Origin of the sequence: Amycolatopsis sp. NBRC 101858 (assembly GCF_030269325.1) — a bacterium.
GTDB classification, from domain to species: Bacteria; Actinomycetota; Actinomycetes; order Mycobacteriales; family Pseudonocardiaceae; genus Amycolatopsis; species Amycolatopsis ponsaeliensis.
Window position 1 is genome coordinate 721891 of record NZ_BSTD01000006.1, and the last position, 19018, is coordinate 740908.

Sequence of the window (19018 nt, forward strand, 5' to 3'; positions counted from 1 at the left end):
GCGCCGCACGCTACCGGGCCACCAGGGGCCGGTGGTACGTACTTAAGCACGGGCCGGGACGAGCCCGAGCCTCGCGATGACCTCGCGTGTCGCCTTCGACCGGTTGAACGTGTAGAAGTGCAGGTTCGGCACGCCCTCGGCGATCAGCTTCTCGCACAGCTCCGTGATGACGTCGATGCCCGCCGCGCGGAACGCCTTCGGGTCGTCGGCCAGCGGCTCCAGCCGGTCGAGGAGCTTCCGGGGGGCCGGCGCGCCGGACAGCTTGATCGTCGTCTGCAGGGTCCGCAGCGTGGTCAGCGGCATGACGCCGGGCAGCACCGGGACGTCGCAGCCGGTCGCCGCCACCCGGTCGCGCAGCCGGAGGAAGTCCTCGGGGTCGTGGAACAGCTGCGCGATCGCGAAGTCCGCGCCCGCGCGCAGCTTGCGGACCAGGTACTTCGTGTCCGATTCCAGGTCGGTCGAGCGCGGGTGGCCGTAGGTGTACGCCGAGACGCCGACGCAGAAGTCGCCCAGCTCGCGGACCAGCTGCACGAGCTCTTCGGCGTAGGTCAGGCCCTCCGGGTGCGGGATCCACTCGCCGTAGACGTCGCCCGGCGGGTCGCCGCGCAGCGCGAGGATGTTGCGGACGCCGACCGAGGCGTACCAGCCGATCACGTTCCGCAGCTCGGCGACGGAGTGGTTGACCGCGGTCAGGTGCGCCATCGGCACCAGCGTGGTCTCGGTGGCGACGCGCGCGATGCTGCGGATCGTGCCGTCGCGGCTGGAGCCGCCGGCCCCGTAGGTGATCGACATGTAGGCCGGGTCGTACGGCTCGAGCTCCCGGATCGCCTTCCAGAGGACGGCCTCGTCCGCCGTGTCCCGGGGCGGGAAGAACTCGATGGAGAACTTCGGCCCGTCTCCTCGCAACCGCTCGATCACCGACGTCATACCCGAATGTTAAAGGTCTCCGGTACTAAACTGGTCACGGGAGTGAGCCATGCACGAGGACGACACGAACCGGGACGAGGACGTGCGCCTCGCCGTCTACCACGCTTTCGCCGATCGCGGCCGCGCGCCGTCCGCGCCGGAGCTGGCCGACGCGGCCGGCGGGTCGCTGGCCGTCGCCAAGCAGTCGCTGCACCGCCTCGCGCAGGCCCACCACCTGGTGCTCGACGAGTGCGAGCACGTCGTGCTGGCCCACCCGTTCGCGGCGAAGTCGCTCGGCTTCTCGGTGATGGGCTCGAGCACGCTGTGGTGGGGCGGTTGCGCATGGGACTCCTTCGCCATCCCCCACCTGGTGGCCGGCGAGCCGGAGGTGCTCGTCGCGACCCGCTGTCCCGGCTGCGGGCAGCCGCACGCCCTGGTCGTGTCCCGCTCCGCGCCGCCCGAGGGCACGCAGGTGGCGCACTTCCTCGTGCCCGCCGCGCGGATGTGGGACGACGTGCTGCACACCTGCGGCCACCAGCGGCTGTTCTGCTGCGAGTCCTGTGTGGACGCCTGGCTGGCGGCGACCGGGCAGGCCAAGGGGTACGTCATGGACCTCGTCACGCTCTGGCGGCTCGCCCGGGGCTGGTACGAGGGCCGCCTCGAGCGCGGCTACCGGCGGCGCGAACCGGACAGGGCCGTCGAATACTTCGCCGAAGCGGGCCTGACCGGGCCGTTCTGGGCGGCGACGGCCGGAGTCTGATTCGCCACATCCGGGTGCCCCGGCGGCCCGCGCCCCCGCCGGTTCCGCGAGGATGGCGGCATGAACGCGCCCGTTTCCGACGCCGATCTGCCCGCCAACGTCGAGCGCGCGCTGGCCGGGTTCCTCGGCCGGGCGAGCGCGGAAATCGTGGCCACCGAGCCGACCGTGAAGGCCGGGATCGACGCGCTGAGCGGGTTCGTGCTGACCGGAGGCAAACGCTTGCGCCCGACGTTCGCCTGGTGGGGCTGGCGCGGCGCGGGCGGCGACCCGGCGGGCCCGGACGCCGAAGGCGTGCTGCAGGCGGTGTCCAGCCTCGAGCTGATCCAGGCGTGCGCGCTGATCCACGACGACCTCATCGACTCCTCCGACTCCCGCCGCGGCTTCCCGACCGTGCACATCGCGGGCGCGAAGCTGCACGCCGACCAGGGCTGGCTCGGCTCCCCCGCGACGTTCGGCCTGGCCACCGCGGTGCTCGTCGGCGACCTGGCGCTGGCCTGGGCGGACGACATGTTCGCCGACGCGCCGCTGCCGGCCGAGACGCTCGCCGCGGCCCGTCCCGCGTGGCGCGCGATGCGCACCGAGGTGCTCGCCGGGCAGTACCTCGACGTCCGCACGCAGGCCACCGGCGACGCCTCCGTCGAGGCCGCGCTGAAGATCGACCGGCTCAAGACCGCCGCCTACACCGTCCAGCGGCCGCTGCACCTCGGCGCCGCGCTCGGCGGGGCCTCCCCCGAGCTGATCGCCACGCTGCTGGAGTTCGGCGGCGAGGTCGGCGTCGCGTTCCAGCTGCGCGACGACCTGCTGGGCGTGTTCGGCGACCCGTCGGTCACCGGCAAGCCCGCCGGCGACGACCTGCGCGAGGGCAAGCGCACCCTGCTCGTCGCGCTCGGCCTGCAGCTCGCCGCCGAAAAGGGCGAGACGGCCGCGGCCACCGTGATCGCGGACGCGATCGGCGACGCGGACCTCTCCGACGAGGGCGTGGAGACCGTCCGGATGGCGTTGCGGCAGGTCGGTGCCGTCGACGCGGTCGAGCGGCGGATCGACGAGCTGACCACCGCGGCGATGGCCGCCCTCGAGCGCGCGCACCTGGCCGAGCCCGCGCCGGAGGCGCTGACCGGGCTGGTCGTCAAGGCCACCCAGCGGACGTACTGACGTGCGGGGTAACAGTAGGGCCCTCGGACCCGCCGATCACGTCGTCGTGATCGGGGCCGGGCTGGCCGGGCTTTCGGCGACCCTGCACCTGCTCGGCGCGGGACGCCGCGTCACGCTGCTGGAACAGGCCGACGTCCCGGGCGGGCGCGCCGGGCAGGAGACCTTCGACGGCAACGCCGTGGACACCGGCGCGAGCGTGCTGACGATGCCCGAGCTCCTCGAAGAGGCGTTCGCCGCGGTCGGTGAGCCCCTCGCCAAGAACCTGCGCCTGACCAGGCTGGACCCGGCGTACCGGGCCCGGTTCGCCGACGGCTCGGAGCTGGCCCTGCGCACCGGCGGCGACGCGATGGAGGCCGAGATCCGTGCCTTCGCCGGCGCCCGCGAGGCGGCGGGCTACCGGGCGCTGCGGCGCTGGCTGACCGAGCTCTACGCCGTGCAGAAGGACCGGTTCCTCGCGACCAACTTCGACTCGCCGTTCGACCTGGCGCGTCCCGAGCTGGCGAAGCTCGCGGCGCTGGGCGGGTTCGGCAAGCTCGGCCCGCGCGTCGGCCGCTACCTGCTCGACGAGCGGGTCCGGCGGCTGTTCACCTTCCAGGCGCTCTACGCGGGTCTCGACCCGGCGAGCGCGATCGGCGCGTACGGCGTCATCGCCTACATGGACACCGTCGGCGGCGTCTACTACCCCGAAGGCGGGATGGGGGAGATCGGCCGGGCGATGACCGGCGCGGCGGCCCGGGCGGGCGCGGACGTGCGGTTCGGCACCGAAGCCGCGTGGCTCGAGCGGGTGAATTCGCGGGTGCGCGCGGTCCGGACGCGCTCGGGCGAGCGGATCGCCTGCGACGCCGTCGTCCTCGCCACCGAGCTGACCGCGGCCTACCGGCTCATCGGCGCGCGGCCCCGGCGGCCGGTGCCGCTGCGGTACTCGCCCTCGGCCGTCGTCCTGCACGGCCGGACGACGCGGGCGTGGGACCTCGGGCACCACACGATCTACTTCGGCGACGCGTGGGAGCGGACGTTCGCCGAGATCATCCGCGAAGGGAAGCTCATGAGCGACCCGTCGCTGCTGGTCACCCGCCCGACGGCGACGGATCCGGGGCTGGCCGGGCGCGGCGGCGAGATCGTCTCGGTGCTCGCCCCGGCGCCGAACCTGCGGCGCGGGCCGATCGACTGGGACCGCGTGCGCGAGCCGTACCGCGAAGAGCTCCTTCGCACCCTCGAAGCGCGCGGGCTGACCGGCTTCGGCGACGGGTTCACCGTCGACGAGACGATCACCCCGGCGGACTGGGCGGCACGCGGGCTCGCCGCCGGGACGCCGTTCTCGCTGGCGCACACGTTCACGCAGACCGGCCCGTTCCGGCCCGCGAACCTGGTGCGCGCGGCGGGCAACGTGGTGCTCGCCGGCTGCGGCACGACGCCGGGTGTCGGCATCCCGCCCGTGCTCATCTCCGGACGACTGGCAGCGGAAAGGATCACCGGCCGGTGAACGAACTCGACGCCGCGGGCATCACCGGGCCCGCGCTGCGGGCCGCCTACACCGAGTGCCGCCGCATCAACGCCCACCACGGGCGCACGTTCTTCCTGGCCACCCGGCTGCTGCCGGCGCGGGCCCGGCCGGCCGCGCACACGCTCTACGGGTTCGCGCGGATGGCCGACGAACTGGTCGACAACCCGTCCCCGGGCAGTGACCCGGCGGCCGAGCTGGACCGCGTCGGGGCGATGGTGGACGTCGTCTTCGACGGCGGCACCCCGGCCGACCCGGTGCTCGTGGCATTGGCCGACACGGTGCGGCGCTACGGCATTTCCCGGGGGCTGTTCGACGCGTTCCTGAAGTCGATGCGGATGGACCTCAAGCCGGTCGAGTACGCGACGTTCGCCGAGCTGGGCGAGTACATGTACGGCTCGGCCGCGGTGATCGGGCTGCAGATGCTGCCGGTGTTCGGCACGGTCGGCGCACTGGCGGACGCCGAGCCGGGCGCGATCGCACTCGGCGAGGCGTTCCAGCTGACGAACTTCCTGCGCGACGTCGGCGAGGACCTCGATCGTGGCCGGCTGTACCTGCCGACGCGGGAGCTGGCGGCGTTCGACGTCACGCGTGAACTGCTGGAGGAGCGGCGGCCCGACCCGCGGATCCGGGCGGCGCTGGCGTACTTCGCCGCGCGGACGCGGGCGGTGTACCGGCGGGCCGAAGCGGGGGTTCCGTTGCTGCGTCCCGAATCGCGGGCGTGCGTGCGGACGGCGTTGACGCTGTACGAGGGCATCCTGGACGAGATCGTCGCCCTGGACTACGACATCCTGACCCGGCGCGCGGTGGTGCCGAAGTCGCGCAGGCTGGTAGTCGCGCTACCACCTTTGGCCACGGTCTGGGCGCGCGAGACGTTCCGGGGCGGTCGTAGGCTGCGATCATGAGCGAACGACGCATCCGGATCGGCCTGCAGCTCCAGCCGCAGCACGCCGACTACGACACCATCCGGCGCACCGCCTCGGCCGCCGAGGACCTCGGCGCCGACATCGTCTTCAACTGGGACCACTTCTACCCGCTGTACGGCGATCCCGAGGGCGCGCACTTCGAGTGCTGGACGATGCTCGGCGCGTGGGCGGAGTCGACGTCGCGCGTGGAGATCGGCGCGCTGGTGACCTGCAACAGCTACCGCAACCCCGAGCTGCTGGCCGACATGGCCCGCACGGTCGACCACATCTCCGGCGGCCGGCTCATCCTCGGCATCGGCTCGGGCTGGTTCGAGAAGGACTACGACGAGTACGGCTACGAGTTCGGCACCGCGGGCGGCCGCCTCGACAACCTGGCGGAGTCGCTGCCGCGCATCGAGTCCCGCCTCGGCAAGCTGAACCCGGCGCCGACCCGCAAGATCCCGGTCCTGATCGGCGGTGGCGGCGAGAAGAAGACCCTCAAGCTGGTGGCCAAGCACGGCGACATCTGGCACGGCTTCGGCGACCCGGAGGTCGTCGAGCGTAAGGTGAAGATCCTCGACCAGCACTGCGCGGACGTCGGCCGCGACCCGGCCGAGATCGAGCGTTCGTGCGGCGTCCAGGGCGAGCCGGACGAGCTGGGCCCGAAGCTGCTGAGCCTGGGCGTCACGACGTTCACGGTCGGCGTGGGCGGCCCGGACTACGACTTGGGAGCCCTCAAGTCGTGGATCGCCTGGCGCGACAAGACCAACGGCTGAGTTACCCTCGCGCCCGGTGTGCGGCGACGCGTTCGCGCGTCGCGCACCGGGGTGAGCAGAACTTCCGAGGACTCCCGCCTCCCGTGTGCGCGAACGGCTTCCCGCACGACGCCGAAGCGCACAGCCCTCCCGGCACGTCCTGGCGCTCGGCCAGCAGCGAAGCCAGCCCCAGCGCCGATGACGTCACCAGCCACGCTCCCCACGGCCCGTCGTCCGCCGCGTCGGCGTGCAGGTGCCAGCCGTAACCCTCTTCGTGGTTCGTCAAGCGCGGTGGACCCGCGTACGCAGCAAACAACGCGTTGAGCACCGAAGCCGCCGAAGCCACGTCAGGCGCCGCGAACGCCGCACGCAGCTCGACCGCCGCCGCCCGAAGCTCGGCCACGTCCGAAGCTGACAACCGAACGTCGGGTTCGCCGTGCGAACTCAAGACGCGGGCGATCTCGGACGAAGAGGCGTCGAACAGCAACACGCCCAGCAGGTCGACCGCGCGCTGCACGGAATCCCGGTGCGGAAAGGCCATACCCCACTGTAACGTCTTGCTCATGATAAGGCGTTACCTGGTCGGGGCGACGCTGGCGCGGACCGGCGACGAGCTGTCCGGCCCCGCCCTCCTGCTCCTCGGCCTGCGGGACGGCCCGCACGCCGGTTCCGCGCTGCTCGCCGGCTTGACCGCGGCCGCCGCGGTGGGCGGGCCCGTCTTCGGGGCCTTTCTCGACCGCAGCCCCGCGCCCGGACGGCTGCTGGCCCTCGCCCTCGCCGGGTACGCGGGCGGGATCGCCGCCGTCGCCGCCGCCTTCGGGCACCTGCCGCTCGAAGCCGTCGTCGCCGGCGCGGTGGTGACCGGCCTGCTCAACCCGGCCGTCGCCGGGGGCTGGACCGCTCAGCTGCCCGCCGTCGCCGGGCCGAAACTCCAGCAGGCCAGCCGGCTCGACGCGCTGACGTTCACCGCCGCCGCCCTCGCCGGTCCCGGGCTCGCGGGACTTCTCGGCGGCTCGCCCGGCCTCGCGACCGCCGTCGTCCTGGTCGCCGCCGCGGTCCCGCTCGCCCGGCGCCTCCCGGGGAAGCGGCCCACGGCCAAGACCCGCCTCCGGGACGGCTTCACGGTCCTCGTGCGCAACGCCCCGCTGAGGCGCGCGACACTCGCGTCGACGATCTCCTGCGCGGGCATCGGGATGGTCACCGTCTGTTACCCCCTGCTGGGCGCGGCCCACCTGCGCGGCCCGGCCGACGGCGCCCTTCTGCTGACCGTGCTGGCGATCGCGTCCCTGCTGGCCAACGCGGTCTTCGCGCGGCGCCCGCTGCCGTGGTCCCCGGACCGGACCGTCTGGCTGAGCACGCTGGTCCTGGCCGTGAGCTGCACCGTGGCCGCGCTCGTCCCCACCCCCGCTGGCCTGGTCGCGGCGGCCGCGATCGCCGGGTTCGGCGAAGGACCGCAGCTCACGGCGTTGTTCGCGATCCGCCACCGCGAGGCGCCGGAGCACGTCCGGGCGCAGGTGTTCACGACGGCGGCGAGCGTGAAGATCACCGGCCTCGCCGCGGGAGCGGCCCTCGCCGGACCCCTCGCGACGTGGTCGCTACCGGCGTGTCTCAGCGTCGCCGCGGCCGTCCAGCTGGGCGCCGCGGCGAGCTGTTTGCGCAGGTCAGAACGCCATCGCCTGGGCGCGCCGCTTCACCTCGGTGCCGTGGCTGGTGCGCAGGGCGTTGATCGGGGTGCTGCCCGGCAGGCTCTCGTCGGTCTCGAAGAGCCACCGCAGCATCTCCGTCCGGGAGAACCCGGAGTCGGCGAGCACGGTGATCGTCCCGGCCAGGCCCTTCACGACCCCGTCCTTGACGAAGAAAGCACCGGGCACGCACAGGTCGCCGTCGCGCTTGAGGGCGATCAGCTGCCCGTCGCGCAGCATCTGGCGGACCTTGTTGGCCGAGGTCCCGAGGACGTTCGCGACCTCTCCCAACGGGAGGACCGCGATGGCGGTGTCGAGGACGTCGTCGGCGACAGGAATCCCACTCACACGTGACACTCTGCCACATTCCGCACTCACGCCCGTTAGTGCGCACGGGTGACCCGCGAGGTCTCCTCCACCAACCGTGTGCGGTTCCGTACGATCCATACTCGTGACTCGCACCCAACCCAGCCTGGTCGGCACGCTCCTCGAGCAGCGCTACCGGGTGGACCGGCTGCTCGCGCACGGGGGGATGTCCTCCGTCTACCGGGGGACCGACACCCGGCTGGACCGTCCGGTCGCCATCAAGATCATGGACCCGCGGTTCGCCGACGACCGGTCGTTCGTGGACCGGTTCGTGCGCGAGGCGCAGTCGGCGGCGCAGCTGCACCACCCGCACGTCGTGGCGGTGCACGACCAGGGCTTCGACCTGCCCCAGGGCGCCGAGTCCGGGCTCGCGTTCCTGGTGATGGAGCTGGTCGACGGCGGGACGCTGCGCGACCTGCTGGCCGACAAGGGCCCGCTGGACATCGCGCTGGCGCTGAGCGTGGCCGAGCCGGTGCTCTCGGCGCTGGCCTCCGCGCACCGGGCCGGGCTGGTGCACCGCGACGTCAAGCCGGAGAACGTGCTGATCGGCCGGTCCGGGCCGCACACCGGCGGCGTCGTCAAGGTCGCCGACTTCGGCCTGGTGCGGGCCGTGGCGAGCGCGGGCACGACGAGCTCGAGCGTCATCCTGGGCACGGTCGCCTACCTGTCCCCGGAGCAGGTCGAGGTCGGCTCCGCGTCCGCGCGGGGCGACGTCTACTCGGCCGGCATCCTGCTCTTCGAAATGCTCACCGGGCAGGTGCCCTACACCGGCGACACCGCGATCTCGGTGGCGTACCGGCACGTGAACGACGACGTCCCGCGGCCGAGCGAGCTGCGCCCGGACCTGCCGCCCGAGCTGGACGAGCTGATCACCCGCGCGACCCGGCGGGACCCGGAGCTGCGCCCCGCCGATGCCGGGGAGTTCCTGACCGAGCTGACGGCGGTGCGCGCGCAGCTGGGCCTGCTGCCGGTCAACGTGCCGATCCCGGTTTCGCACGGCCAGGGCGACCTCGCCGACACCGAGCGCACGCTGCCGCGGATCCCGCAGGTGCTGCCGGACACCGAGAAGACGATGCCGGTGCAGCGCCCGAACGCGACGCGGGCGCTGAGCCACCCGGGCACCCCGCCCCCGGGCATCACCCAGCAGATCCCGCCCGTGCGGCCGCCGGTGCCGCGGCGCCGGAGCGGGGCGGAGCCGGAGAAGCCTGCGGACAACCGCAAGCGGATCGCGGTGATCGCCGGCGCGGTGCTGCTCTTCGGCGGCCTGCTCACGGCCTTCATCTTCATGCTGACCGACACCGGCGGCGACAAGACCGCGACCGTGCCGCACCTCGTCGGGCTCAACCAGGCCGCGGCGGGCGACGCGCTGCGGTCGGTGAAGCTGAACCCGCAGTTCAGCCAGGAGTACGACAACTCCGTGCCGTCGAACACCGTGCTGCGCGCCGAGCCCGCGGAGGGCACGCCGCTGCAGCCGAACGCGAACGTGTCGGTCGTGCTGTCCAAGGGCCGCCCGGCGGTGCCGGACATCCGGCCGGGCACCGCGCTGGCCGACGCCGAGCAGGCGATCAAGACCGCGCAGCTGACCCCGACCCGCGGCGCCGACGACTACGACGCCGACGTCCCGCAGGGCGCGGTCATCCGCACCACGCCGGGCGCGGGCAGCCAGCTGAACATCGGCGGCCAGGTCACGATCATCGTGTCGAAGGGCCCGATCCCGCTGCCGCCGGTCCCGGACGTCACCGGCCGGAGCAAGGACGAGGCGTTCCAGCTGCTGCAGCAGGCCGGGTTCGAGCCGTTCCAGGCGGGCGAGGAGTTCAAGCAGGACGTCGCGGGCGGCGCCGTCACCCGGACCGACCCGCCGGCCAACGCGCAGGCGAGGGAAAAGCGGATCGGCGTCTTCGTCAACAACGCAGTCCAGGTGCCGGACGTCCGGTTCCGCTCGTTCGACGACGCCCAGAAGATCCTCGAGCAGGCCGGGCTGAAGGCCGACCGCGACGGCAAGGGCGGCGGCCGCGGCCCCGGTGGCGGCGGGTTCGACTTCGTCTTCCAGCAGGACCCGCAGCCGGGCACGTTCGTGCAGAAGGGCAGCAAGGTCAAGCTGAAGGGCTTCGGGGGATGATCGGCAGCCGAGGCCGCGTGACCGGCACGATCGGCCCCGGCCTCATCGGCGAGGTGCTCCTGAACGTCCGGGGCGGCACGGAGGCGTTCTACGCCTACCCGGCCGACCCGGACGCGACCTTCTCCTCCGGCACCCAGGTGCTCGTGGTCGACTTCGAACCCCCGCGCACGGTTTATGTCGAGCGGTGGCAACCGCTGGGCCGCTGACGGCGTCGAAGAGGCACCAACACACCTGACAACAGAAAACTAGGGGGTCGGTGCCATGAGTCTCGTCGAAATCCTGCTGTACGCGGCGGGTGGGCTCATCGTCGTGCTGATCGTGGTCTTCGGGGTCCTGCGGCTGCTGTACAAGGTCGCCGAGCCGAACGAAGCGCTGATCATCTCCGGGCTGGGCGTGCGGGTCGACCGCGCGGACACCGCGGACAGCCTGGGGTTCAAGATCATCACCGGCCGCGGGGTGAACGTCATCCCCGGCTTCCAGACCGCCCGACGGCTGTCGCTCGACACGCGCGGGGTCAACCTGCAGGTCTCGTGCGTGACCAAGCAGGGCCTGCCGGTCACCGTACGGGCCGTCGTCATCTACAAGGTCGGCGACGACTTCGCCTCGATCGCCAACGCCGCCCGCCGGTTCCTGGACCAGCAGAAGGGCATGAACGACACGATCCACGAGCTCTTCTCCGGGCACCTGCGCTCGATCGTGGGCGGGCTGACCATCGAGGAGATGATCCACAACCGGGACGCGCTGACCGGGGAGGTCCGCCAGTCCTCGGCGACGGAGATGATCAAGCTCGGGCTGATCGTGGACTCGCTGCAGATCCAGGAGATCGACGACGAGTCGGGCTACATCGTCAACCTCGGCAAGCCGCACGCCGCCGCGATCGCCGCGTCGGCCCGCATCGCCGAGGCGCGCAGCGACCAGGAGGCCGCCGAGGTCGAGCAGATGTCCGCGGCGAAGAAGGCGGCCGCGGTCCGCGAAAGCCAGATCCAGCAGGCCGGCTACCAGGCCGAGGTCGACCAGGCGCGGGCGAAGATGTCCCAGTCGGGTCCGCTGGCCGAGGCGACCGCGCGCCAGGAGGTCGTCGTCCAGGAGACCCGGGCGGCCGAGCTGGAAGCGGCGCTGGCCGAGCAGCGGCTGCAGTCGCAGGTGCGCAAGCCGGCCGACGCGAAGGCCTACGACACCCGGACCGCGGCCGACGCCGCCCGTGACGCTTCGATCGCCAAGGCGCAGGCCGAGGCGAAGGAGACCGAGCTGCGGGCCGCGGCGGACGCGACCCGCGTGAAAACGGCCGCCGAGGCCGAGGCGCAGGCCACGAAGGCCCGTGCCGAGGCGATGGCGGGCGCGACCCGGGCGACCGGTGAAGCCGAGGCGGCCGCGGCCAAGGCCCGTGGTCTGGCCGACGCGGAAGCCGCGAAGGCGAAGGGTCTCGCCGAAGCGGAGTCGGCCCGGGCCAAGGGCCTGGCCGAAGCGGACGCCATCAAGGCGCGCGCCGCGGCACTGGCGGAGAACCAGGAAGCGGTCGTCGCGCAGCAGCTGGCCGAGCGCTGGCCGGAGATCGTCGAGGCGGGCGCGAGCGCGTTCGGCAACATCGACCACATGGTCGTGCTCAACGGCGCCGACGGCATGTCCGACATGTTCGCCAAGGCGCTGTCGCTCGGCGGAACCGGTGTCGGCCTGGCGCGGCAGCTCATGGACGCCATGGGCAAGCCGACCGACAAGGAGCTCGACGAGTCCGCGCGGCGCAACGGCGAACTCAAGCTGACCGACCAGGAACTCAAGCTGAGCGACTGACCCGTCACGCTGTGTGCGGCCCCTGTGTCCCGGATCACGGGAGGCTGGGGCCGTACGCCCGTTCGGGGGCGGCAATTCCCGGGCCGTTGTCCTACCGTGGGCGCATGGTGCCGGACAGCGGGTCGCGGGCCGCCCGATGAGCTTCTTCACCGGCGGCCCCCGTGAGCGTCCCCTGTTCCCCGTGCCGGAGCAGGAGCTCTACGCGTTCAACGGCCGGCACTGGACCGATCCCCCGCGCGAGCACATCGTCCCGGCGATCCTGCCGCTGGCACAGCCGCTGGGCCGGTCCGAGCGCACGGTCGTGGCGCTGCGGGCCGTCGAGGTGTGGCCCCGGTCGCTCACGCTGCGCATCACGGTGTACTCCCGGGACAGCCTCGTCGACGACCCCGCCGAGGGCCTGATCGACCACCGGCGCAAGCCCGACTACAACGGCCTGCTCATCGGCGTCCTCTACGCCGACGGCAGCCGGGCGAGCTCCGAGACGATCTCGGTGCCGTCGGCGTCCGAGCCGGAAGAGCCGGTGCTGCGGGCGCAGTCCGTCGGCGGCACGCGCTTCGCCGTCGAGCACGAAGTGTTCCTGTGGCCGCTCCCGCCGGCCGGCCCGCTGAAGCTGGTCGTGCAGTGGACGGACCGGGAAATCGCCGAGACGCGCACGACGCTCGACGGCGGCGCGATCCGGGCCGCGGCGAAGGACGCCGCGGAGATCTGGCCGGGGCTGGGCAAGCGGCAGGTGAACGGCCTGCCGGTGCGCCGCGTCGGCAAGCAGGTGGCGCTCACCCCCGAATGGGGGACGTCGGCGGTGCGGGCGGACGAACCCGGGTCCACCCCCGCGGAGTAACGCGTTTCGTGATCTGTGACCCCGCGCACCGGCGCCCGGGGTATCTCGAATGGATGAACGGGGTGGGTAGTTAGCGTCGTGGAAACACTTCGACCACCCGGCCGTCATGTCGGGCTGGTGCAGTGGTGTAACCGGGGCTCCGCCCCGGGCCGGGGGCTCCGCCACCCGGACCCCCGCAAGACGCTGGTTCCCCTCACCTTCCGACGCACGTGGCCGTGCACACCCGCGAACCCGGAAAGGTCGCCCATGGCAGGCTCCTCGCTCAGCGCCCTCGACGTCGCTTTCCTTTGCCTGGAAAGCGAAACCTCCCCGATGCACATGGGAGCGGTGGTCACCTTCACCGCCCGCCGCCCGGTGGACCCCGCCGCGCTGACGGCCTTGCTGGCCGAACGTGCCGCCCGGCTGCCGAAACTGCGTCAGCGAGCCCGCGCGGAGCTGTTCCCGCCGGGGTCGGCCAGCTGGACCGAGGACCCGGAGTTCGTTGCGGCGGACCACATCCACCACGTGACCTTGAGTTCGCTGTACGAACCGGACCCGCTGACCGCGTACGCGTCGCGGTGGATCGCCGAGCCGCTCGACACGTCCCGGCCGCTGTGGCACCTCACCCTCGTCACCGGCCTGCCGGACGGGAACTTCGCACTGCTGCTCAAACTGCACCACGCGCTCACCGACGGTGCCGGTGCGTACGCGGTCGCGGCCGGCCTGCTCGACGGCGTCGAGCTGCCGGAGCGGATCCCGGCGGCGCGGCCCATCCCGGCACCGCGGTCCACTTTGGACACGGTGAAGGACGCGCTGGGCACGGTCTGGGACCAGGCGAACGAGACGGCCGGGATCGCTTCCTCCCTGGTGCGCGCCGCCCGGCCGCCGCTCTCGCCGGTGTCGGCGCCGACGTCGGCCGAACGCCGGCTGGGGTTCGTCCGGCTCCCGCTGACGGAGCTGCGCCAGGTGCGCAAGGCCCACGGCGGCACGACCAACGACGTCGTGCTGGCGGTGCTTTCCGGCGCACTGCGTGAATGGCTGGTCAATCGCGGCCACCGTGCCGACGGCCGCACGCTGCGCGCGCTGATCCCGGTGAGCGTGCGCGGCCGGGCGGCCGGCCAGCTCGGCGGCAACAAGCTGTCGGGGTACCTGTGCGACCTGCCGGTCGGCGAGGACGACCCGGTCGAGCGGCTGCGCGTGGTCCGCCGGGCGATGACCCGCAACAAGGCGGCGGGCCCGAGCCGCGGCGCGGGCGCGCTCCCGCTGCTGGCCGACCGCGTCCCGCCGCTGCTGCACCGGCTGGGCACGCGCAAGGCGGGGCTGGCCGCGCCGATGCTGTTCGACCTGGTGATCACGACGGTCCCGGTCCCCCCGGCCCGCCTGTCCCTCGGCGGCGCGCGGCTGGCGGAGGTCTACCCGTTCGTCCCGCTGGCCCCGCGCCACGCGGTCGGCATCGCGGTGGCGACGTACCGCGACTCGGTCCACATCGGACTGCAGGTCAACGGCGAGGCGGTCCCGGACGTCGGCTCCCTGCGGGACGCCGTGCTGAAGTCCGCGGACCGCCTCCTCGACGCTTCCTAGCCCTGCTTAGGTCGCCTTCGTTCGTCACGGCGCGCGCGGGAGGCGCGCCGCCCGCACCTTTCCTGCTTGAGGCGTTCCTCGGGTTGCCGGTGAGTACGGCTGATCACGCAACTCAGCCGCCACCATGGGGCGTGTACGCGCTTGACTGTCGCGATCGGCGCGTTTGAGTGTCCGGTTGCCGGTCGTCGCCGACCAGATGGCCACGACTTCAATGCGTAAAACGCGGCCCCCACGACCCTTCGGTGCGATGAACGCACCGAAGGGCACATCGGGACGCCCCGGGGTCAGCCGCGGAGCATCTCCGCTACCAAGAACGCCAGCTCCAGCGATTGCTGCGTGTTCAGGCGCGGGTCGCAGGCGGTCTCGTAGCGGCCGGACAGGTCGACGTCCGAGATCTCCTGGGCGCCGCCCAGGCACTCCGTGACGTCCTCGCCCGTCAGCTCCACGTGGATGCCGCCCGGGTAGGTGCCCAGCTTGTTGTGGACCTCGAAGAAGCCCTGGACCTCGTCGACGATCCGGTCGAAGTGGCGGGTCTTGTAGCCGGTCGACGACTCGTGGGTGTTGCCGTGCATCGGGTCGCACTGCCAGATGACCTTGTGCCCGGACGCCTCGACCCGCTCGACGATGCCCGGCAGCACCTCGCGGACGTTGCCGTTGCCCATCCGCGCGATCAGCGTCAGCCGGCCCGGCTCGAAGCGCGGGTCGAGCCGCTCGACGTACTCGACGGCCTGGTCGGGCGTGGTCGTCGGGCCGATCTTCAGCCCGATCGGGTTGGCCAGCAGCTCGGCGAACGCGATGTGCGCGCCGTCCAGCTGGCGGGTCCGCTCGCCGACCCAGAGGAAGTGCGACGACAGGTTGTACAGCTTCGGGTTCGCCGCGTCGGCGTTGTCGAGGCGCAGCATCGAACGCTCGTAGTCGAGCAGCAGCGCTTCGTGGCTGGCGAAGATCTCGGTGGACTGCAGCGACGTGTCGGTCACCCCGCAGGCCGACATGAACCGCAGGCCGCGGTCGATCTCGTTGGCCAGCGCCTCGAAGCGCTGCGCCGCCGGCGACGCCGAGACGAAGTCCTTGTTCCAGTCGTGCACCTGGTGCAGGTCGGCCATGCCGGCGCCGGTGAGGGCGCGGACCAGGTTCATCGCCGCGCCCGCGTTCGCGTACGCGCGGATCATCCGGCCGGGGTCCGGCACGCGCAGCTCGGGCTTCGCGACCAGGGAGTTGATGATGTCGCCGCGGTACACCGGCAGGCCCAGCGCGTCCGTCGCGGCCGAGCGCGGCTTCGCGTACTGGCCGGCGATGCGCCCGACCTTGACCACCGGCAGGCTCGCGCCGTAGGTCAGCACGACCGCCATCTGCAGCAGCGTGCGCAGGTTGGCGCGGATGTGCGGCTCGGTGTTGGACTCGAACGTCTCCGCGCAGTCACCGCCCTGCAGGAGGAAGGCCTCGCCGCGGGCGACCATCGCCAGCCGGCCCTTGAGGCGGTCGATCTCGGCCGGGACCGTGATCGGCGGCACGCTCTCCAGCACGCCGCGGACCCGGCGGGTCGCGTCCGGGTCGGGCCACTCCGGCTGTTGCGCGGCGGGCAGGGCCAGCGCCTTGTCGAGCCGCGCCCGCAGCTCGGGCGGCAGGGGCGGCAGCTCGGGCAGGGTGTCGACGGGGACGTCCACGGTCCAGTTCACGAACACCAGGATAGGGTTCCCGCCCCGCTCGGCTTCGCCCGGTTCGCCACCGGACTGGCAGATCCCTCGACATGGACCCCCCGACCGCCCGCCGAGCTGGGAACTCGCGCCTCGCGGCCGGCCGGAGTCCGCACGGCGGGAGAACCACGTCCCCCGCCGCGCGGGCCGCGGTTCAGCAGGGACGGCCGGACGTGAACGTCGCCCCCACGTTCACGCGGGAGAACGCCGGCACCCGCAGCAGGGCGCCGGTGTACTTCTCACCGGTGAACAGGCACCACGTGTTCTGACTGCCGTTCTGTTCGGCGACCGCGGTGAACGGCGGCGTTATCGACGGCGTCGGCACCGACAGGCAGAGAGAATTGGTGAACCCCACCAGGACGAGACTTTCCGGAATGCACGCCGTGGTCCGCGCGGACGCGGCCGGCGCGGTCAGCAGCATCGTGGCCAGCGCGGACACGGCGAACAGCACCATTCTTTTCATGATTCTTTCCCTCATTTCCCCAGCGAGGGGGAAACGGCCCCCTCACCGACCAGATTGGCAGTGACCGTCCACCGCGGGGAAGACCCCGTCACGCAGATAGCCCAGCACCGCGGCGTTCCCGCAAGCGTTTTCCCGCGTGAAGACGCCGTGGCCGCCCGCGTCGACGGTCACCATCCGCGCCCGGTTTCCGAACGCCGCTCGCGTTTCGCGTGCTCCGGACAGCGGGGTCGCCGGGTCGCGCAGGTTCTGCACCAGCAGGACGTTCGCCGGCCCGGGGCCGCCGACGCGCACCGGCGCTTCGGTGCGCTCGACGGGCCAGGACGCGCACGGGTTCACGTTCGCCGCGGCCGGGCCGAACATCGGGTGGCGCACCCGTTCGCGCTCGACCGCGCGCCGGTAGTAACCGATCCGCTCGGGCCAGTCGGAGTCGTTGCAGATCACCTGCAGTTGCAGCGACGCGCGGGTGTCGCCGCCGAGCGGCCCCGCCGCGACGCGCGCGGTGCCCGCCCACTCGGCGGCGAGGGCGGGAAAGGACGCGTCGTCGTAGAGCCCGTTCCACGTGTCCGAACGGAACTCCGGACCCCGGGTCGCGGCCAGTTCGAAGAACTTCGCCGACACCGCCGCCGGGGTCCGCCCCAGGTGGTAGAGGTCGTCGCGAGCGGCGGCCCACGCGGCGAAGTCCGGGAACCGGTCGTCGAAGCCCTCGGCGAAGCGCTGGTTGGCGCGGACGTCGAGGCCGCGCGGGCCGAGGACGCTGTCGAGCACGATCCGGTCGCCGCGGGCGGGGAACATCGACGCGTAGGCGGCACCGAGGTAGCTGCCGTAGGAGAGCCCGTAGTAGGAGATCTTCCGCTCCCCCAGCGCTTCCCGGATGCGGTCGAGGTCGCGCGCGGTGTTCGCGGTCGTCATGTGCGGCAGCAGGTCCGCCGTTGCCGCCTCGCCGCACTGCTTCGCGACTACACGCGCTTTCGCCGCGGTGGCCACGACGTCACGCGGGCCGTCCGCGTAGGGGCCGAGCACGGCGCCACGCTGCTCGGGCGTCAGATCGCAGGTCACCGGGGTGCTGTAGCCGGTGCCGCGCGGGTCGAAGCCGATGACGTCGTAGGCGTCCGGCAGGCCGGATCCGCCCATCCGCTGCAACAGCTGAGCGGGCATCGCGAGCCCCGGGCTGCCCGGGCCGCCGGGGTTCATCAGCAGCACGCCGCGGCGCTTGCCCGGGGTGCCGGCGTGCCGGGAGAGGGTCAGCTCGATGGTGCGCCCCGGATGCGCGTAGTCGAGCGGCACGCGCAGTCTCGCGCATTCGAGCCCGGCCGTGGGCGACGGCGACATGCCGTAGTCCGGGCAGGGCGCCGTCCACTCGAGACGAGTGGACGCGTCCGCCGGCGGCGTGGCGAGCAAGGGCAGGAAAGCCAGGAGTACCAACGCTTTTCGCATGCTCCGAGCGTGGCCCGGCGGTCGCGCGGAGACGTCAGCCCGGGGGACGGAACCCGACGTCCTCCCCCGGGCTGACGCGGGTCACGCGGCTTGCGCGCGGTTGTACAGGTTCTGCGCGTCGGTGCCGAAGTACGGCCCGAACATGTACCCGGGCAGGAAGGTGTAGCCGAAGCTGTTCACCGAGGCCTGGACGCCGGAGCCGGTGCCTTCGTTGAACGACAGGAACCACGGCCCGCCGCTCGAGCCGCCGGTCATGGTGCAGTTCATGGCGTGGTCCTTGGTCAGCAGGAAGTCGGTGAACGTGCTGCCGCTGCAGTAGATCAGCTTCGTGCCGTCGTAGGGCGCCGCGGCCGGGTAGCCGAAGGTGTACATGCTCTGGTTCTTCGGCTGGTTGAAGGCGATGCTCTGCGCGCCGACAACGTCGGTGAGCCGCTGCCCGTTGAGTGGGTTCACGACGGCCATGCCGACGTCGTAGTTCATGTCCTCACTGGCTTCCCACTGCGGAGTCGTCAGCGTGGACTTGGCCGCCCACTGGCCGTAGGGCGCGTTGCCGTTGGTGTAGCCGGGTACGAAGGTCCACTGCGTGTGCCAGGTGCCCTGGTACTTGACGCAGTGCCCGGCGGTGACGACGACGCTGCCGTTGGTGCTCGTGACGGCGTCACCGGAGCAGGAGGCGTTCTGGCCGTTGAAGACGAAGAACACGCGCCCGGCGGTGTGGGTGACCTGGCCGCCGCCGGTCCAGGCGCCACCGCCGTTGGGGATGCTCCGGATGACGGCGCTCTTCCCGCGCGCCACGTCCTTCGGCGTGAACGCGGGCGCCTTGACGAGGTTGTCCATCGGGATGGCCGCCCGCATGGCATCGGGCGTCCAGAAGGGCTTCGGCGCGGCCTGGGCGGGCATGCCGACCAGGGCGAACGCGAGGGAGAGGACCGCGGTGACGACCGCGGTCCGGATAGCCGTGTGCTTCAAGACGCCCACCTTCCGCCGAGGTGAATTGCCGCGAAACCGGCACAGTTACTCGAAAGTAGTTGTCCGTGTACGCAGAGCACAGCCACCGTTCGGCGTAATGGGTCGAAACGGTCGAAAGCCCCCTCG

General features: G+C 72.4%; 17 protein-coding genes and 1 pseudogene. 11 read left to right on the top strand and 7 right to left on the bottom strand.

The features are described 5' to 3' along the window. Window positions 1-42: 42 nt before the first annotated feature. Window positions 43-927, bottom strand: coding sequence for a methylenetetrahydrofolate reductase [NAD(P)H] (gene metF, locus QSK39_RS42535; RefSeq protein ID WP_285483460.1), 885 nt, complete (start codon window positions 925-927; stop codon window positions 43-45). A 49-nt stretch (window positions 928-976) separates the two neighbouring features. On the opposite strand from metF, the gene merB reads away from it, so the two are divergent. Genes merB through QSK39_RS42560 form a run of 5 tightly spaced genes read left to right on the top strand, consistent with a single transcriptional unit; the run spans window position 977 to window position 6000 of the window. Then, window positions 977-1666 carry an organomercurial lyase gene (gene merB, locus QSK39_RS42540; RefSeq protein ID WP_285483461.1) on the top strand — a complete coding sequence of 230 codons (690 nt, stop codon included), beginning with the start codon at window positions 977-979 and terminating at the stop codon, window positions 1664-1666. Between the two features lie 60 nt (window positions 1667-1726). Then, window positions 1727-2818, top strand: coding sequence for a polyprenyl synthetase family protein (locus QSK39_RS42545; RefSeq protein WP_285483462.1), 1092 nt, complete (start codon window positions 1727-1729; stop codon window positions 2816-2818). A gap of 1 nt (window position 2819) precedes the next feature. Further along, window positions 2820-4301, top strand: a complete 1482-nt coding sequence (crtI, locus tag QSK39_RS42550) for a phytoene desaturase family protein (RefSeq protein WP_285483463.1) — start codon at window positions 2820-2822, stop codon at window positions 4299-4301. Next, window positions 4298-5224 carry a phytoene/squalene synthase family protein gene (locus QSK39_RS42555; RefSeq protein WP_285483464.1) on the top strand — a complete coding sequence of 309 codons (927 nt, stop codon included), beginning with the start codon at window positions 4298-4300 and terminating at the stop codon, window positions 5222-5224. The genes crtI and QSK39_RS42555 overlap by 4 nt, the downstream gene beginning before the upstream one ends. Next, the gene (locus QSK39_RS42560; protein WP_285483465.1) at window positions 5221-6000 is read left to right on the top strand and encodes an LLM class F420-dependent oxidoreductase; all 780 of its coding nucleotides are present in this window, start codon (window positions 5221-5223) and stop codon (window positions 5998-6000) included. Before QSK39_RS42555 ends, QSK39_RS42560 begins: the two co-directional genes overlap by 4 nt. 1 nt (window position 6001) lies before the next feature. Here QSK39_RS42560 and QSK39_RS42565 read toward each other — a convergent pair whose 3' ends face one another. Beyond that, window positions 6002-6520, bottom strand: coding sequence for a CGNR zinc finger domain-containing protein (locus tag QSK39_RS42565; RefSeq protein WP_285483641.1), 519 nt, complete (start codon window positions 6518-6520; stop codon window positions 6002-6004). 22 nt (window positions 6521-6542) lie between these two features. Here QSK39_RS42565 and QSK39_RS53140 point away from each other — a divergent pair. Then, a pseudogene (locus QSK39_RS53140) lies at window positions 6543-7439 on the top strand (MFS transporter); the annotation flags it as partial. Between the two features lie 201 nt (window positions 7440-7640). Here the strand turns inward: QSK39_RS53140 and QSK39_RS42580 are convergent. Then, window positions 7641-8009, bottom strand: a complete 369-nt coding sequence (locus QSK39_RS42580) for an Rv2175c family DNA-binding protein (protein WP_285483468.1) — start codon at window positions 8007-8009, stop codon at window positions 7641-7643. A gap of 103 nt (window positions 8010-8112) precedes the next feature. Between QSK39_RS42580 and pknB the strand changes: the two genes are divergently transcribed. From pknB to QSK39_RS42605, 5 genes are all read left to right on the top strand, one after another. Next, window positions 8113-10146: a Stk1 family PASTA domain-containing Ser/Thr kinase gene (pknB, locus tag QSK39_RS42585; RefSeq protein ID WP_285483469.1), complete on the top strand. Its 2034-nt coding sequence runs from the start codon at window positions 8113-8115 to the stop codon at window positions 10144-10146. Continuing rightward, window positions 10143-10352: an NfeD C-terminal domain-containing protein gene (locus QSK39_RS42590; protein ID WP_284741042.1), complete on the top strand. Its 210-nt coding sequence runs from the start codon at window positions 10143-10145 to the stop codon at window positions 10350-10352. Before pknB ends, QSK39_RS42590 begins: the two co-directional genes overlap by 4 nt. A 55-nt stretch (window positions 10353-10407) precedes the next feature. Further along, entirely contained in the window at window positions 10408-11934 is a 1527-nt protein-coding gene (locus QSK39_RS42595; RefSeq protein WP_285483470.1) for an SPFH domain-containing protein, read from the top strand. Window positions 11935-12070: 136 nt separating this feature from the next. Beyond that, window positions 12071-12772 (top strand): hypothetical protein, encoded by a 702-nt coding sequence (locus QSK39_RS42600; protein WP_285483471.1) that lies wholly within the window; start codon window positions 12071-12073, stop codon window positions 12770-12772. Window positions 12773-13018: 246 nt separating this feature from the next. Next, window positions 13019-14332, top strand: coding sequence for a wax ester/triacylglycerol synthase family O-acyltransferase (locus QSK39_RS42605; RefSeq protein WP_285483472.1), 1314 nt, complete (start codon window positions 13019-13021; stop codon window positions 14330-14332). Window positions 14333-14616: 284 nt separating this feature from the next. Here QSK39_RS42605 and QSK39_RS42610 read toward each other — a convergent pair whose 3' ends face one another. From QSK39_RS42610 to QSK39_RS42625, 4 genes are all read right to left on the bottom strand, one after another. Next, the gene (locus tag QSK39_RS42610; protein WP_285483473.1) at window positions 14617-16008 is read right to left on the bottom strand and encodes a class II 3-deoxy-7-phosphoheptulonate synthase; all 1392 of its coding nucleotides are present in this window, start codon (window positions 16006-16008) and stop codon (window positions 14617-14619) included. A 172-nt stretch (window positions 16009-16180) separates the two neighbouring features. Next, window positions 16181-16489 (bottom strand): hypothetical protein, encoded by a 309-nt coding sequence (locus QSK39_RS42615; RefSeq protein ID WP_285483474.1) that lies wholly within the window; start codon window positions 16487-16489, stop codon window positions 16181-16183. 42 nt (window positions 16490-16531) lie between these two features. Then, complete coding sequence (locus QSK39_RS42620) at window positions 16532-17923, bottom strand: alpha/beta hydrolase (protein ID WP_285483475.1); 1392 nt, start codon at window positions 17921-17923, stop codon at window positions 16532-16534. A gap of 81 nt (window positions 17924-18004) precedes the next feature. Beyond that, window positions 18005-18892, bottom strand: a complete 888-nt coding sequence (locus tag QSK39_RS42625; RefSeq protein ID WP_285483476.1) for a trypsin-like serine peptidase — start codon at window positions 18890-18892, stop codon at window positions 18005-18007. Window positions 18893-19018: the final 126 nt, after the last annotated feature.

Coding starts and splice junctions, on each gene's coding strand:
- metF (WP_285483460.1), bottom strand. CDS start 927: ATGACGTCGGTGATCGAGCGGTTGCGAGGAGACGGGCCGAAGTTCTCC.
- merB (WP_285483461.1), top strand. CDS start 977: ATGCACGAGGACGACACGAACCGGGACGAGGACGTGCGCCTCGCCGTC.
- QSK39_RS42545 (WP_285483462.1), top strand. CDS start 1,727: ATGAACGCGCCCGTTTCCGACGCCGATCTGCCCGCCAACGTCGAGCGC.
- QSK39_RS42560 (WP_285483465.1), top strand. CDS start 5,221: ATGAGCGAACGACGCATCCGGATCGGCCTGCAGCTCCAGCCGCAGCAC.
- QSK39_RS42565 (WP_285483641.1), bottom strand. CDS start 6,520: ATGGCCTTTCCGCACCGGGATTCCGTGCAGCGCGCGGTCGACCTGCTG.
- QSK39_RS42590 (WP_284741042.1), top strand. CDS start 10,143: ATGATCGGCAGCCGAGGCCGCGTGACCGGCACGATCGGCCCCGGCCTC.
- QSK39_RS42595 (WP_285483470.1), top strand. CDS start 10,408: ATGAGTCTCGTCGAAATCCTGCTGTACGCGGCGGGTGGGCTCATCGTC.
- QSK39_RS42600 (WP_285483471.1), top strand. CDS start 12,071: ATGAGCTTCTTCACCGGCGGCCCCCGTGAGCGTCCCCTGTTCCCCGTG.
- QSK39_RS42605 (WP_285483472.1), top strand. CDS start 13,019: ATGGCAGGCTCCTCGCTCAGCGCCCTCGACGTCGCTTTCCTTTGCCTG.
- QSK39_RS42615 (WP_285483474.1), bottom strand. CDS start 16,489: ATGAAAAGAATGGTGCTGTTCGCCGTGTCCGCGCTGGCCACGATGCTG.
- QSK39_RS42620 (WP_285483475.1), bottom strand. CDS start 17,923: ATGCGAAAAGCGTTGGTACTCCTGGCTTTCCTGCCCTTGCTCGCCACG.